Genomic DNA, 15,040 nt, shown 5'->3' on the forward strand with positions numbered 1-15,040 from the left:
GTGTCGGTAACCGCAGGTCCGGACCCCTCTACACAGCGGGAAGACGGCGATCTAGGGTGAGCGGCATGCGCGGTGGCGGGAACAGCGGAGACGACGGCGGCGGGAACGACGCCGAGAACGGCGGGAACGCCCGCACAGGCACCCGTGTCCACGTCGTCAGCGACGTGCACGGCAACGCCCGGGACCTCGCCGCGGCCGGCGACGGCGCCGACGCCCTCATCTGTCTCGGCGATCTCGTCCTGTTCCTCGACTACGCCGACCACTCCCGCGGCATCTTCCCCGACCTCTTCGGCGAGGAGAACGCCGACCGGATCGTGGAGCTGCGCACCGCCCGCCGCTTCGACGAGGCCCGTGAGCTGGGCCGCGGCCTCTGGGCCGGGCTGGCGACGGACCGCGACAGCGCCATCGAGTCGGCGGTGCGCCGCCAGTACGCCGAGATGTTCGCCGTCCTCCCCAATCCGACGTACGCGACCTACGGCAACGTCGACATCCCCGCCCTCTGGCCCGAGTACGCGGGACCGGGCACGACCGTCCTCGACGGTGAGCGCGTCGAGATCGGCGGACGCGTCTTCGGCTTCGTCGGCGGTGGACTGCGCACCCCCATGCGGACCCCGTACGAGATCTCCGACGAGGAGTACGCGGCCAAGGTCGAGCGGCTCGGCGAGGTCGACGTGCTGTGCTCGCACATACCGCCCGAGGTGCCGGAGCTGACGTACGACACCGTCGCCCGCCGTTTCGAGCGCGGCAGCCGCGCGCTGCTGGACGCCATCCACCGGACGAGACCGAGGTACGCGCTCTTCGGCCATGTCCACCAGCCGCTCGCCCCCCGGATGCGCGTCGGCGCGACGGAGTGCGTGAACGTCGGGCACTTCGCGTCCACCGGACGGCCCTGGGCCATGGAATGGTGAGCGGCGGGCACGCGATAGCCTGCACGCTGCACGGCCGGTACCGGTAAGCGTGGCCGTCGCCCCGCTGCGCCGGGGTGACACCATCTGGAGGAGCACGTCGATGGCGGAACACACCAAGTCGAGCATCACGATCGAGGCGGCACCCGCCGACGTGATGGGCGTGATCGCCGACTTCGCCCGCTATCCCGAGTGGACCGGCGAGGTGAAGGAGGCCGAGGTCCTCTCCACCGACGCCGAGGGCCGGGCCGAGCAGGTCAGACTGGTGCTCGACGCGGGCGCGATCAAGGACGACCACACCCTCGCGTACACCTGGACCGGCGGTGACGAGGTCAGCTGGACGCTGGTCAAGTCCCAGATGCTGCGCTCGCTCGACGGCTCCTACCACCTGGCATCCGCGGGCGGCGGCACCCGCACCGAGGTCACCTACCGGCTGACCGTCGACGTCAAGATCCCGATGCTCGGCATGATCAAGCGCAAGGCGGAGAAGGTCATCATCGACCGCGCGCTGGCCGGTCTGAAGAAGCGCGTCGAGAGCGCCCCCGGCGGCGGCGCCGGATCCGCCGGAGCGGCCGAGACGCCCACCGTCTGATGACGGAGCACGCGCGGGGTACGGCGCCGGCCACGGGCGGCACGCGAACGGTCCTGGTCACCGGGGTCGGCGGCGCGGGCCGCAGCACCGTCGCCGCGGCGACCGCCCTGGCCGCCGCCCGGCGCGGCAGCCGCACGCTGCTGCTCTGCGCGGACCCGGCGGGCCCCGGCGCCGTACTGGGCGCGGAGACCGCCGTCGCCGTGGAACCGGCCGAGGTGACACCCGGCCTCTGGGCCGCGCGCGTCGACCCCGCCGACTACTTCCGCACCGAGTTCCTCGCGCTCCAGGACCGCGCCGCCACCGCGCTCGACATGCTCGGCGCCCGGCGGCTCGACGGCGAGGAGCTGACCGAACTGCCGGGCAGCGAGCAGTTCGCCCTCCTCCAGGCGCTGCGCCGGGCCGCTGCCGGCGACTGGGACGTGCTCGTCGTCGACCTGCCGCCCCTGCGCGACGCCCTGTCCTTGCTCGCCCTGCCCGAGCGGCTGCGCCGGCTGCTGGGCCGCCTCCTGCCCGCGGAGCGGCAGGCCGCGCGTGCCCTGCGGCCCATGATGGCGCAGCTCGCGGGCGTACCGATGCCCGCGGGCTGGCTGTACGGCGCCGCCGCCCGCAGGGACGAGGAACTGGCCGCCGTCCAGGCGCTGATCGGCGCCGGCACCACGACCGTACGGCTCGTCGCCGAGCCCGGCCCGGCCGCCGGGGACGCCCTGCGCGTGGCCCGCGACGGGCTCAGTCTGTACGGGCTGCGCGTCGACGCCCTCGTACCGAACAAGGTCCTGCCGACGGACTCGTCCGACGCCTGGCTCGCGACGCTCGCCGCCCAGCAGCAGAAGTGCCTGGACGCGTGGAGCGAGGAGTACGGCTCCGCGTGGCCGCTGCACGCCGTGCGCCACCTGGGGCGGGACCCGCGCGGACTCGACGACCTCGATGATCTCGGCAGCCCCGGAGGTCTCGCCGATCCCGCCGGTCCGGGGGGCCTCGCGGACCCGGCCAATCCCGCTGACCGTGGGCCGGACACGGGGCGGGGCCCCGGCGCCGATCCGGCGCCGAACCGCGTTCCCTGGTGGGTCGAGGACCGGCGGGAGGAGGACGGCCTGCTGGTGTGGTCCCTGCCGCTGCCCGGCGCCGTGAAGGCGGACGTCGGACTGGTGCGGCGCGGCGACGAACTGCTCCTGACCGTGGGCCCGTTCCACCGCATCGTGCCCCTCACGGCCGCCCTGCGGCGCTGCACCGTCTCCGGCGCCGCGCTCACGGACGGTGTCCTGAAGGTCCGGTTCACGCCGGAGCCGGGCCTCTGGCCGCGCACACCCTGAACGTCCCACCCGGGTTCGGGTACCGTCGAAGGTAGACAGCCTCCGGTCCGCCCCGGACGAGGAGCCACCTGCCCGACGCGGGAGTAACCCATGAGCGATGCCACCGAGCGTCCCGCCGCCGATCCGGACGCCTGGGCCACGGCCTGCGCCGAGGACCTGGCCGCCGAGAAGGCCCGCCGCCGCGCCGTCCACGGGACGCCGCCCGGCTCGGCCTCCGAGGAACTGCGCCGATTCGTCGACGCCGTGGCCGACAAGGTGTCCTCGTTCCAGAGTCCGCTGTTCGGGATGGCCGCCCAGGGCGCCGTACAGCAGTTCATCAGCCAGGCCAGGTCCGCCGTCGAGCCGGTGATCGAACGCAACCCGGACATCTTCGACCACCTCGCCGCGGCCGGGAACGAGCTGCTCGCGGCCTACCGTTCCGCCGTCGAGGGCGACGAGCGCCGCTGGACCCGGGGCCCGGACACCGCCCCCGACATCAGCCTCGACAAGCCGGACGAAAAGGCCAACGACCCCTCGGATCCCCGCGACGAGGGCCCCACCCCCGGCAACCGCATCGACCTGGACTGACCAGCAGCAGGCCCGCCCTCGGGTACGGTTGGCCGCAGCGGGGCTCGACCGAAAACTGAGGGACACATGGGACTCACCATCGGCGTCGACATCGGCGGCACGAAGATCGCGGCGGGCGTGGTCGACGAAGAGGGCACGATTCTCGATACGCACCAGGTGCCCACCCCGCCGACCGCCGAGGGCATCATCGACGCGATCTGCGCGGCCGTCTCCGGCGCCGGCAAGGGACATGACATCGAGGGCGTCGGCATCGGCGCCGCGGGCTACGTCGACGACAAACGCGCCACCGTCCTCTTCGCGCCGAACATCGACTGGCGTCACGAACCGCTCAAGGACAAGGTCGAGCAGCGGGTCGGCATGCAGGTCGTCGTGGAGAACGACGCGAACGCGGCTGCCTGGGGCGAGTACAAGTTCGGCGCCGGGAAGGGCCACGAGGACGTCATCTGCATCACGCTCGGCACCGGGCTCGGCGGCGGCATCATCATCGGCAACAAACTGCGGCGCGGCCGGTTCGGCGTGGCGGCGGAATTCGGCCATATCCGGGTCGTGCCCGACGGGTTGCTGTGCGGCTGCGGCAGCCAGGGCTGCTGGGAGCAGTACGCGTCGGGGCGCGCCCTCGTCAGATACGCGAAGCAACGCGCCAACGCCACACCCGAGAACGCGGAGATCCTGCTGCGCCTCGGCGACGGCACACCCGGCGGCATCGAGGGCAAGCACGTCAGCGCCGCCGCCCGTGAGGGCGACCCGGTGGCCGTCGACTCCTTCCGGGAGCTGGCCCGTTGGGCCGGCGCGGGCCTGGCCGACCTGGCCTCGCTCTTCGACCCGTCGGCGTTCATCGTCGGCGGCGGTGTGTCGGACGAGGGCGAACTGGTCCTCGACCCGATCCGCAAGTCCTTCCGCCGCTGGCTGATCGGCGGCGCCTGGCGTCCGCACGCGCAGGTCCTCGCCGCCCAACTCGGCGGCAAGGCAGGGCTGGTGGGCGCCGCGGACCTGGCCCGCCAGGGCTGAACCGCACGGCCCGCCCGGCGGCGTCCGCGACGCGCCGCCATCCGGACGATCACGCCCGCCGCGCCCTCCGGGGCCGCGGCGGGCGTTGGCCTATCGTGGTCCGGTGACGACTCCGGTGAGTGGACAGAGCGGCCCCGTCCCGATGATTTCGCTGCCCGACTCCCGTACCGAGCCCGACGGTTCGGCCGTGATCCGGGTGCTCAGCTACAACATCCGCTCCATGCGCGACGACACCGAGGCGCTGGCCCGGGTGATCCGCGCCTGTGAGCCGGACCTGGTCTTCGTCCAGGAGGCGCCGCGGTTCTTCCGCTGGCGCAAGCGTGCCGCCTGGCTGGCCGCCAGGACCGATCTCGTCGTCCTGAGCGGCGGCGGCACGGCCGCCGGCCCCCTGCTGCTGTGCTCGCTGCGTGCGACCGTGGAGCGTACGGAGGACGTCCTGCTGCCGCTGACGCCCGGTCTGCACCGGCGGGGCTTCGCCACGGCGGTCGTACGGATCGGCGGCGCCCGCATGGGGCTGCTGAGCTGTCATCTCAGCCTCCAGACCGACGAGCGCCTCGCCCAGACCGGAATGCTGCTGGACCGGGTCCGGACGATGGGCGCACCGCACACGATCGTCGCCGGTGATCTCAACGACCGGCCGCAGGGCCGTTCGTTCCGCCGGCTGGCCAAGGCGCTCCAGGACGGCTGGGCGGTCGAGCCGTGGGGGAGCGAGTACACCTCCACGCCCGCCGACCCGCGCCAGCGCATCGACGCGATCTTCGCGACCGCGGGTGTCGAAGTGCTCGGCTGCGGCGTGCCGTTGGGCCTGCCGGGCGTCGAGGAGAGCGATCTGCGGGCGGCCACGGACCACCTTCCGGTGCTGGCCGCCCTGCGCGTCCCGGCGTCCTGACACCGCGTCACCCGGAGCGGGGCCGCGACCGGGCGTCAGGTGTCCGACCGCCGGTCGCACCACCGCGCGGCGGCCCGCGTCAGGTCGGGCGACCCGTCAGACCACGGCGCCGCGGCCCGGGTCGTCGTCCTCCTCGTCGTCCTGCTGCATCCGCGCCACCAGGGTGACGAAGCCGCCCAGGAAGCCGCCGATACAGACCGTCGTCAGCCACCAGGTCATCTCCCACTGGAACAGCACGGCGAGGAGCATGAGCACCGGGCCGCCGATCACCGCCAGCCAGGCGAACTTGGCCGTGACATCGGCCTCGGGCAGCGGCGGCGGCTCCGGCGGTACGAAATGGCCCTCGTCGCCGTCGTCGAGGTCGTCGTCCTTCGGCTCCGGCATCACGTAGTCGCGCGGGCCCGCCCCGCCGACGCCCGGCGCGAAGACGATCGAGCCCCCGAGCGACGGCTTGTCCGGCCCGGCGTCCGGCTCCCGCCGGCCGGGCTCCGCGTCCGCGTCCGCGTCCGCCCCGGCGTCCTTACCGGCCGCGCCCGGTGACCCGGGGCCGCCCGGCACGGCGTCCGGCCGGTTGACCGGCCCCAGGTCCGCCTTCTTGGCCCCGGACTCCTTGTCCGCGGGCGGAGAGGGCTCGGACCTGTTCCGGTCGCTCTCCAGGAGCGCCAGGTCCTCGACCGACTTGAAGGGCTTGGCGCCCGGCGGGTCCGCCGGCTCCTCCCCGTAACCCGCGACGATCGCCGCCCACGCGGCGTCCTCGTCGATCGGCTGCGGCTCGCGGTCCGCGTCATGCTCAGTCACCGGTTGTGCTCCCCTTCTTCCCGACGCTCGGAGCGAGTCGGCCGATGAACGCGTGACTCTCCTCGAAAATCCGCTCCGCATCGTGGTCCAACGTCGCCACGTGGTAGCTCTGTTCCAGGACGACCTCACGGATGTCGGTCGACGAGACCCGGCCGAGGATCCGCGCCGAGTCCGCCGGGGGCACGACATGGTCACGCGGGCTGCGCATCAGCAGCAGTGGCTGGGTCACCTGGGGCAGTTCCCCGTCCACCAGCCGGAAGAAATTCCGCAGCGAGTGCGCGGCGTGCAGCGGGACCCGGTCGTAACCGACCTCCTCGCTGCCCGCCAGCGCGATGTCGCTGCGCAGGCCCTTCGTCGTCCGGACGAGATGACGGGCGACGGGCAGGGCGTACGCCGAAAGGCCGTGCACCTTGTTCGCCGGGTTGACGACGGCGACCCCCGTGACCGCGTGCCCGTGCTTGGCCGCGAGCCGCAGCGCCAGCGTCCCGCCCATGGAGAGACCGAGGACGAAGACCCGCTCGCACCGCTCGCCGAGCTCCCGCAGCGCCCGGTCCACCTCCGCGTACCAGTCCTGCCAGCCGGTGATCTGCATGTCCTCCCAGCGGGTGCCGTGTCCGGGGAGCAGCGGCAGCGACACGGTGAGGTCCCTGGCGGCCAGATACTCGGCCCAGGGGCGCAGCGACTGCGGGGAACCGGTGAATCCGTGACAGAGGAGCACGCCGACGTCTCCGCCCTCGTGGCGGTACGGCTCGGCTCCAGGAAGGACCGGCACAGGGTCTCCTGTTCGTGGGTCTCGAAGTGGTACTTCACCGTACGCGACCGGGCCGACACCGACCAGAGCCGTCGGCGCCCCGTGACGGAACCCGCGCGCGCCCCTCGGGTTAAGGTCGGTCGACAGCACACAGGAGGCACCCGAGTTGATCTACGGCGCGATGAAGTTCTCCATCGGAGGGTCGCTCAAGCTCGCTTTCCGGCCCTGGGTGGAAGGCATCGAGAACATTCCCGACGAGGGGCCCGCGATCCTCGCGAGCAACCACCTCTCGTTCTCCGACTCGTTCTTCCTCCCCGCGGTTCTGACCCGGAAGGTCACTTTCATCGCCAAGGCGGAGTACTTCACGTCGCCGGGTGTGAAGGGGCGGCTCACCGCCGCGTTCTTCAAAGGAGTCGGCCAGCTCCCCGTCGACCGTTCCGGTGCGCGCGGGGCGGGCGAGGCGGCCATCAAGAGCGGCATAGCGGTACTGGAGCGCGGCGAGCTCTTCGGTATCTACCCCGAGGGCACCCGCTCGCCCGACGGCCGGCTCTACCGGGGCAAGCCCGGCGGCCTCGCGCGCGTGGCGCTCGCCACCGGCGCCCCCGTGATCCCGGTCGCCATGATCGACACGGAGAAGATCCAGCCGCCGGGCACGGTGGTGCCGAAGCTGATGCGGCCCGGGATCAGGATCGGCGAGCCGCTGGACTTCAGCCGGTACCAGGGCATGGAGGGGGACCGTTTCATCCTGCGTTCGCTGACCGACGAGGTCATGTACGAGATCATGAAGCTCTCCGGCCAGGAGTACGTCGACATCTACGCGACGGCGGCCAAGCGCAGGATGGCCGAAGAGGCGAAGTCGAAGGCGAGTTGAGGGACGGACCGTCCGGCCACCGGCCGGCGGGACGGCGGGGCGCGGCGGGTGGCCGCACAGCGTGTCCGCAGTACGGAGAACACATCGTGACACCGGGGGTGGGGGACAGGTGGCCAGACGCGAACGGGTCGTACGCATGTCGGTCGAGCAGCCGCTGTGGCGCGCGCTCACCGCGTACCGCCTGCTCACCATGGTCTACGCCGTCCTGATCTTTGCCTTCGGGCGCGACAAGTTCGAGCGCCCCTGGCTCGCCGCCGGCTTCTTCGTCGTCCTGGTCGTCTGGACGGTCGCGACGCTGCCCAAGGTGGCCAACGCCGTCAGCTGCACCAAGCGCTTCCTGGGCGTCGACCTCACCATCGCGCTCGTCGGCATCCTGCTCACGCCGGTCGTGGACGTACAGGCGCGGTACACCGACGGCCCCACCCTGCCGACCATATGGACCGCGGGCTCCGTCCTCGCCTTCGCCGTCAAGGGCGGCTGGCGCTGGGCGGCCTTCGCCTCCTCACTGGTCGCCGTCGCCAACCTGGTCGGGCGCGGCACCCCCAGCCGCGACACCCTGCACAACGTGCTGCTGGTGTGGGTGGCCTCGATCGCGATCGGCTACATCGTGGAGGTCGCCCGCGCCTCCGAACGCACACTGGCGCGCGCCCTGGAGATCGAGGCGGCGACCCGCGAACGGGAGCGCCTGGCACGCGACATCCACGACAGCGTGCTCCAGGTCCTGGCGATGGTGCAGCGGCGCGGTACGGCCCTCGGGGGCGAGGCGGCGGAGCTGGGCCGGATGGCCGGCGAGCAGGAGGTCGCCCTGCGGACGCTGGTCTCCAGCGGTCTCGTGCCGACCACGCGCGCCTCCGAGGACAGCTCGCAGGGGGCGGTGGTCCGCACCGTCGACGACGCGGAGTACGCGGGAGGCAGAGCCGGCGGAGCCGAGGACGCCACCGGCGAGGACGTGCGGTGGGATCTGCGTACGCTGCTGGCACCGCTCTCCGGCGCCACGGTGACGCTTGCCGAGCCGGGCGCTCCGGTTCTGCTGCGGCCCGCGGCCGCGCGGGAGCTGACGGCGGCTGTCAGTGCCGCCCTGGACAATGTCCGCAGGCACGCCGGGGACGGCGCCCGGTCCTGGATCCTGGTCGAGGACTCGCCGGACGAGGTGGTCGTGACCGTGCGGGACGACGGCCCCGGCATCCCGGAGGGCCGGCTCGCGCAGGCGGAGGGGGAGGGGCGGCTCGGTGTCGCGCTCTCGATCCGGGGCCGGCTGCGGGAGTTGGGCGGCACGGCCGAGGTGATCTCGGTCCCCGGCCAGGGCACGGAAGTTGAGTTGAAGGTTCCACGGGGGAAGGCGGAGCGATGAGCGAGCAGACGGACAACAGTGGCAACAAGAACGGCGGCGGCGAGGACGGGCGGGGCGCGGGGGCGGAGAGCGCCACGGACGGCGCGACGCGCGTGATGGTCGTCGACGACCATCCGATGTGGCGCGACGCCGTCGCCCGCGATCTGGCCGAGGCCGGGTTCGACGTCGTGGCGACGGCCGGTGACGGCCCCCAGGCGGTGCGCCGCGCGACGGCCACCACCCCCGACGTCATCGTTCTCGACCTCAACCTGCCCGGTATGCCCGGCGTCCAGGTCTGCAAGGAACTGGTCGGCGGCCTGCCCGGCCTGCGGGTGCTGGTCCTCTCGGCGAGCGGCGAGCACGCCGACGTCCTCGAAGCGGTGAAGTCCGGCGCCACCGGCTATCTGCTGAAGTCGGCCAGTACGGCGGAGCTGACCGACGCGGTGCGGCGCACCGCCGTCGGCGACCCGGTCTTCACCCCCGGGCTCGCCGGGCTGGTCCTCGGTGAGTACCGCAGGCTCGCCTCCGAGCCGGCCCCCGCGGCGTCCGACGAGCCCAAGGCGCCGCGGCTGACCGAGCGCGAGACCGAGGTCCTGCGCCTGGTCGCCAAGGGGCTCTCGTACAAGCAGATCGCCGAACGCCTGGTCATCTCGCACCGCACCGTGCAGAACCACGTGCAGAACACCCTCGGCAAGCTCCAGCTGCACAACCGCGTGGAGCTGGTGCGGTACGCGATCGAGCGCGGCCTCGACGACGTCTGACGCCCGCCCGTTCCGCGCGGCCCTTCCCCGGCCGTCGCGCGACCACCTCCCACCGCCCTCTGGTGCTACGGAAATGACCCTGCGCACCATTCGGGAGTGACCTGTGTCACTCAGGCGTGGCTCAGGTGCGTCACCGACGGCGAAGGGAAGTGTTTCCATGCGGGTCGGAGTATTGACCGGGGGCGGCGACTGCCCAGGGCTCAATGCGGTCATTCGTGGCATCGTGCGCAAAGGCGTCACGGAGTACGGGTACGAGTTCACCGGCTTCCGGGACGGCTGGCGGGGACCGCTGGAAGGCGACACCGTACGGCTCGACATCCCCACCGTGCGAGGCATCCTGCCCCGCGGCGGCACCATCCTCGGATCCTCGCGCACCAATCCCCTCAAGACGGCGGACGGGATCCGCCGGATCAAGGAGAACCTCGCGAGCAGCGAGGTCGACGCGCTCATCGTGATCGGCGGCGAGGACACCCTGGGCGTGGCGGCCCAGCTCTCCGACGTGCACGGCATTCCCTGCGTGGGCGTGCCCAAGACCATTGACAACGACCTCTCGGCGACCGACTACACCTTCGGATTCGACACGGCCGTCGGCATCGCGACCGAGGCGATCGACCGCCTCCACACCACGGCCGAGTCCCACATGCGCGTCCTCGTCTGCGAGGTGATGGGGCGGCACGCGGGCTGGATCGCCCTGCACTCGGGCCTGGCGGGCGGCGCGAACGTCATCCTCATCCCGGAGCAGCGCTTCGACATCGACCAGGTCTGCGCCTGGGTGACGTCGCGTTTCAAAGCCTCGTACGCGCCGATAGTGGTCATCGCGGAGGGCGCGATGCCCAAGGACGGTGAGGTCATTCTCAAGGACGGGACGCTGGACTCCTTCGGCCACGTACGGCTGTCGGGCGTCGGCGAATGGCTCGCCAAGGAGATCGAGAAGCGCACCGGCAAGGAGGCGCGGACCACCGTCCTCGGCCATATCCAGCGCGGTGGCACGCCGAGCGCGTTCGACCGGTGGCTGGCCACGCGGTTCGGCCTCCACGCGATCGACGCGGTGAAGGAGGGCGACTTCGGCAAGATGGTCGCCCTGCGCGGCACGGACATCGTGCGCGTCCCGATCTCGGAGGCGATCGCCGAACTCAAGACCGTCCAGCCGGAGCTCTACAGAGAAGTCGGCGTCTTCTTCGGCTGACCGGCCGACCCGTGCCCCGACCGCCGGACGGGCTCCCCGCACACCCCGTCCGGCGACCGGGCCGCTCCTCGCACCGCACCCCGGCCGACGCCGGCACCGGACACCCCCGAGGGCGGTCGTGCCGATCTGGCCGGGCTGGCGTGCCCCGGTGCGCTCGCTCGCCGCGTTGTCGTCGGTCGGCATGGGTTCGCCGTGCCTTCGTCCGCCGCCTCGCGACCGCACGCACCGGACCCGCGCTCCCGTGTCCGGCCTGACCGGCGAGACACCCCCTAGACCCGCCGCTGCACCCCGCTGCCGTGCGTCGCGTCGGCGACGAGGGCCGTCACGATCTCGGGGCCGCGCAGTGTCAGGACCGACTCCGGGTGGAACTGCACACCGGCGAAGCCCGGTCCCCGCAGGGCGTGGACCTCTCCCGCGCCGTCACGGCTCACCTCGATGCCGCGCGCCGCCAGCTCCGCCGCCCGCGTGTCGTCGCAGCGGGCCGTGAAGCTGTTGTAGAAGCCGACCGTCTCCGTCCTGCCGAAGAGTTCGATCCGGGTCTGCGCCCCCTGGTGCGGCTGCCGCTTGCGTACCGTGGCGAGCCCCAGTTCCGCCGCGATCAGCTCGTTGCCCAGGCAGACGCCCAGCAGCCCGCCCCGGTGCTCGCGCAGCAGCGCGGCGGTCAGCGCGCGCAGCGTACGCATCCGGGGGTCGGCGGGGTCCGACGGATCCCCCGGGCCGGGGCCGAGCACCACGGGGCCCCGGTGCGCGAGCACCGCCTCCTTACCCAGGCCGGGTTCGTCGTGGCGCCGTACGGTCACCTCCAGCCCGGCGGACCGCAGCAGGTGCGCGAGCATCGCCGTGAAGGTGTCCTCGCCGTCGATGACCAGCGCGTGCCCCGACAGGGACGCCGGACGTTCCTGCATCTTCAGCCAGAACGGCGCCAGATGGGCCCGCCGCGAGTCCAGCGCGGCCCGCACCCGCGGGTCGTCGGCGAGTGCCTTCCGTACGGAGGCGCCGCCCGGCCGCCCCGTGCGCACTCCCAGGGCCGCCAGCACCCCCGCCGCCTTGGCGTGGGTCTCGGCGACCTCGCCCGCCGGGTCGGAGTGCCGTACGAGCGTCGCGCCCACCGGCACGCGCAGCCCGCCGGCGGGGCCGATGTCCGCGGTCCGGATCAGGATCGGGGAGTCGAGGGTCTGCGCGCCGCCCGCGTCCCGCCCGACGAGGGCCAGCGCGCCCGCGTAGTAACCGCGCCCGGTGCCCTCCCGCCCCAGCGGCTCGTACCGCGCGATGACGCGGCACGCGTTCTGCACCGGCGATCCGGTCACGGTCGCGGCGAACATCGTCTCCCGCAGCACGTCGCGGACGTCGAGCGAGCTGCGCCCGCGCAACTCGTACTCCGTGTGCGCGAGATGGGCCATCTCCTTGAGCCGCGGCCCGACGACCACCCCGCCCATGTCACCTACCGTGCACATCATCTTCAGCTCCTCGTCGACGACCATCGACAGCTCGTCCGTCTCCTTGCGGTCGCCGAGGAATTCGAGCAGCGCCTCGGTGGTCGGCCCCTGCGGCGGATAGCGGAACGTGCCGCTGATGGGATTCATCACGACGGTGCCGCCGCTCATCCGCACGTGCGCCTCCGGGCTCGCCCCGACCAGCGTCCGCCCGCCCGCCTCCCGCCCGCTCCCCCTCCCGGTGTGCACCACGAACGTCCAGTACGCGCCCCGCTCGCCGGCCAGCAGCCGCCGGAAGAGCGCCAGCGCGTCGGCGCGTCCGAAGCCGGGGATCCGGCCCTCGAAGGTCCGCCGGATGACGAAGTTCGCGCCCTCGCCGCGGCCGATCTCGTCCTCGACGACCCGCCGGACGATCTGCGCGTACCGCTCGTCGTCGATGTCGAACGCACCGTCCACGACCCGGACCGGGTGGGCGGGCAGACGCGCCAGGACGTCGGCGAGCGGCAGCTCGTACGACTCGTCCGCCACCAGCACCGAGAGCGGGGTCCCGTCGTCGTGCGCCTCGAAGCCGCGCTCACGGATCTGCCTGAACGGGATCAGGGCGAGCGAGGGGCGCTCGTCACCGGCCGGGATGTCGGCCAGCCGGGACACCTCGCGCACCTCGCCGACGAGCAGTTCCACGGTGTCGTGGTCGCGCCCCGGTGTGCGGCGGCGCAGCAGGGCGAAGGGCGGGCAGTCGTCGTCGAGGAGCCGGGCGAGCAGCGCGCCGGTGTCGGGGCGGGCGAGGCCGGGTCGGGTGGCAGTGGTGTGTGCGGGGTCGGGGCGCATACGGAGTGTTCCTTCCGGAGCGGAGGAACGGCCCCGGTTTCCCGGTCCGTGCCGGCCGACGGGCCGGGAAACACGGAAGGCCGCCCCTCGGGCGGCCTTGCGATTCGGTGTTGAGCGCGTGAATCAGCGGACCGCCGGATGTGCGGTCCACCACCAAGCCTGGTTCAGCTGCGTCAACATGCCGCGGAGCTTAACCGACATCGCCCGGCCGCGACACGAGGGTGGACATCCGTCTCATCCACTGAGAGTCGGCGTGGACGACCGCCCGGACCCCGTAATGTTGTCCGCGTGACCGTGAACGCTGACACCCGAGCACCCGCCGCACAGGCGACCTGGCGAGACCTCCCCGCGGCGCAGCAGCCCGAGTATCCCGATGCCGAGGCCCTGCGCGCCGCCGTCGCGGAGCTGGAGAGCTATCCGCCGCTCGTCTTCGCGGGCGAGTGCGACCAACTGCGCGCGAGGATGGGCGCCGTCGCCAAGGGTGAGGCGTTCCTGCTCCAGGGCGGCGACTGCGCCGAGGCATTCGACGGCGTGTCCGCCGAACAGATCCGGAGCAAGCTCAAGACGCTGCTCCAGATGGGCGCGGTCCTCACCTACGCGGCCTCCGTGCCGGTGGTGAAGGTCGGCAGGATCGCCGGGCAGTACTCGAAGCCGCGTTCCAAGCCCACCGAGACGCGTGACGGTGTGACGCTGCCCACCTACCGGGGCGACTCCGTCAACGGCTTCGCCTTCACCGAGGCGGCCAGGGTCCCGGACCCCGAGCGGCTGAAGCGGATGTACAACGCGTCCGCCGCGACGCTCAACCTGGTCCGTGCCTTCACCACCGGTGGTTACGCGGACCTGCGCCAGGTGCACGCCTGGAACCAGGACTTCGTGAAGTCGTCCCCGTCCGGCCAGCGTTACGAGCGTCTCGCCCGCGAGATCGACAACGCGCTGAACTTCATGAAGGCGGCGGGCACCGACCCGGCGGAGTTCCGTACGGTCGAGTTCTTCTCCTCGCACGAGGCGCTGCTGCTCGACTACGAGTCGGCGCTGACCCGTGTGGACTCGCGTACGGGCAAGCTGTACGACGTCTCCGGCCATATGGTCTGGATCGGCGAGCGCACCCGTCAACTGGACGGCGCGCACATCGAGTTCGCCTCGAAGATCGCCAATCCGATCGGTATCAAGCTCGGCCCGACGACGTCGGTCGACGACGCGCTCAGCTACATCGACCGGCTCGACCCCGAGCGTGAGCCCGGCCGGCTGACCTTCATCGTCCGGATGGGCGCCGACAAGGTCAGGGACAAGCTCCCCGAGCTGGTCGAGAAGGTCACCGCGTCCGGAGCGACCGTGGCGTGGGTGACCGACCCGATGCACGGCAACACCTTCGAGGCGGCGTCCGGCCACAAGACCCGCCGGTTCGACGACGTCCTGGACGAGGTCAAGGGCTTCTTCGAGGTCCACAAGGCCCTGGGCACGCACCCCGGCGGCATCCATGTGGAGCTGACCGGCGAGGACGTCACCGAGTGCGTGGGCGGCGGCGACGAGATCTTCGTCGACGACCTCCACCAGCGGTACGAGACGGCCTGCGACCCCCGGCTCAACCGCAGCCAGTCGCTCGATCTGGCCTTCCTCGTCGCGGAGATGTACCGGGCGCAGTAGCGCGCCGAGCCGGGCGCGGCGGATACGCGGAGCAGTACGAGCAGTGGGGGGGGGGGGGGGGGGGGGGGTGGGCCCCCCCCCCCCCGGGGGGGGTTTCTGGGAAACGGGGGGGGGAGGGGAAGGGGGGGTGTGGTTCCAAAGCAAGAAGGGAGGGGGGGAAACAAAAA

The 15,040-nt window shown here is 72.4% G+C and carries 14 protein-coding genes; 11 read left to right on the forward strand and 3 right to left on the reverse strand.

Annotated features, from left to right (window positions below):
• The first annotated feature begins 65 nt into the window (after positions 1-65).
• From ACZ61E_RS08110 to ACZ61E_RS08135, 6 genes are all read left to right on the forward strand, one after another.
• A complete protein-coding gene (locus ACZ61E_RS08110) occupies positions 66-908 on the forward strand; it encodes a metallophosphoesterase family protein (RefSeq protein WP_469698591.1) in 843 nt (280 codons plus the stop codon).
• A gap of 100 nt (positions 909-1,008) precedes the next feature.
• The gene (locus ACZ61E_RS08115; protein ID WP_469698593.1) at positions 1,009-1,497 is read left to right on the forward strand and encodes an SRPBCC family protein; all 489 of its coding nucleotides are present in this window, start codon (positions 1,009-1,011) and stop codon (positions 1,495-1,497) included.
• Complete coding sequence (locus ACZ61E_RS08120; RefSeq protein ID WP_469698594.1) at positions 1,497-2,807, forward strand: ArsA family ATPase; 1,311 nt, start codon at positions 1,497-1,499, stop codon at positions 2,805-2,807. The genes ACZ61E_RS08115 and ACZ61E_RS08120 overlap by 1 nt, the downstream gene beginning before the upstream one ends.
• A gap of 90 nt (positions 2,808-2,897) precedes the next feature.
• Positions 2,898-3,374, forward strand: coding sequence for a DUF5304 domain-containing protein (locus ACZ61E_RS08125; RefSeq protein WP_469698596.1), 477 nt, complete (start codon positions 2,898-2,900; stop codon positions 3,372-3,374).
• 66 nt (positions 3,375-3,440) lie between these two features.
• Positions 3,441-4,382 (forward strand): ROK family glucokinase, encoded by a 942-nt coding sequence (locus ACZ61E_RS08130; protein ID WP_469698598.1) that lies wholly within the window; start codon positions 3,441-3,443, stop codon positions 4,380-4,382.
• A 142-nt stretch (positions 4,383-4,524) separates the two neighbouring features.
• Positions 4,525-5,271, forward strand: a complete 747-nt coding sequence (locus tag ACZ61E_RS08135) for an endonuclease/exonuclease/phosphatase family protein (protein WP_469698629.1) — start codon at positions 4,525-4,527, stop codon at positions 5,269-5,271.
• A 96-nt stretch (positions 5,272-5,367) separates the two neighbouring features.
• On the opposite strand, the gene ACZ61E_RS08140 is transcribed toward ACZ61E_RS08135, so the two are convergent.
• Both ACZ61E_RS08140 and ACZ61E_RS08145 read right to left on the reverse strand, forming a co-directional pair.
• The gene (locus tag ACZ61E_RS08140; protein WP_469698599.1) at positions 5,368-6,069 is read right to left on the reverse strand and encodes a hypothetical protein; all 702 of its coding nucleotides are present in this window, start codon (positions 6,067-6,069) and stop codon (positions 5,368-5,370) included.
• Complete coding sequence (locus ACZ61E_RS08145; protein ID WP_469698601.1) at positions 6,062-6,841, reverse strand: alpha/beta hydrolase; 780 nt, start codon at positions 6,839-6,841, stop codon at positions 6,062-6,064. Before ACZ61E_RS08145 ends, ACZ61E_RS08140 begins: the two co-directional genes overlap by 8 nt.
• 145 nt (positions 6,842-6,986) lie before the next feature.
• Between ACZ61E_RS08145 and ACZ61E_RS08150 the strand changes: the two genes are divergently transcribed.
• The 4 genes from ACZ61E_RS08150 to ACZ61E_RS08165 all read left to right on the forward strand — a co-directional run bounded on the left by ACZ61E_RS08150 (position 6,987) and on the right by ACZ61E_RS08165 (position 10,968).
• The gene (locus ACZ61E_RS08150) at positions 6,987-7,691 is read left to right on the forward strand and encodes a lysophospholipid acyltransferase family protein (protein ID WP_469698603.1); all 705 of its coding nucleotides are present in this window, start codon (positions 6,987-6,989) and stop codon (positions 7,689-7,691) included.
• 109 nt (positions 7,692-7,800) lie between these two features.
• Positions 7,801-9,042, forward strand: a complete 1,242-nt coding sequence (gene macS / locus ACZ61E_RS08155) for a MacS family sensor histidine kinase (protein ID WP_469698604.1) — start codon at positions 7,801-7,803, stop codon at positions 9,040-9,042.
• Positions 9,043-9,137: 95 nt separating this feature from the next.
• Entirely contained in the window at positions 9,138-9,782 is a 645-nt protein-coding gene (locus ACZ61E_RS08160) for a response regulator (RefSeq protein ID WP_469698631.1), read from the forward strand.
• Positions 9,783-9,939: 157 nt separating this feature from the next.
• The gene (locus ACZ61E_RS08165; protein ID WP_469698605.1) at positions 9,940-10,968 is read left to right on the forward strand and encodes a 6-phosphofructokinase; all 1,029 of its coding nucleotides are present in this window, start codon (positions 9,940-9,942) and stop codon (positions 10,966-10,968) included.
• Positions 10,969-11,237: 269 nt separating this feature from the next.
• On the opposite strand, the gene ACZ61E_RS08170 is transcribed toward ACZ61E_RS08165, so the two are convergent.
• Positions 11,238-13,229, reverse strand: coding sequence for an anthranilate synthase family protein (locus ACZ61E_RS08170; RefSeq protein WP_469698606.1), 1,992 nt, complete (start codon positions 13,227-13,229; stop codon positions 11,238-11,240).
• Between the two features lie 288 nt (positions 13,230-13,517).
• On the opposite strand from ACZ61E_RS08170, the gene ACZ61E_RS08175 reads away from it, so the two are divergent.
• Positions 13,518-14,873, forward strand: coding sequence for a class II 3-deoxy-7-phosphoheptulonate synthase (locus ACZ61E_RS08175; protein WP_469698608.1), 1,356 nt, complete (start codon positions 13,518-13,520; stop codon positions 14,871-14,873).
• Positions 14,874-15,040 lie beyond the last annotated feature (167 nt).

Source organism: Streptomyces sp. NPDC104581 (genome assembly GCF_055583685.1).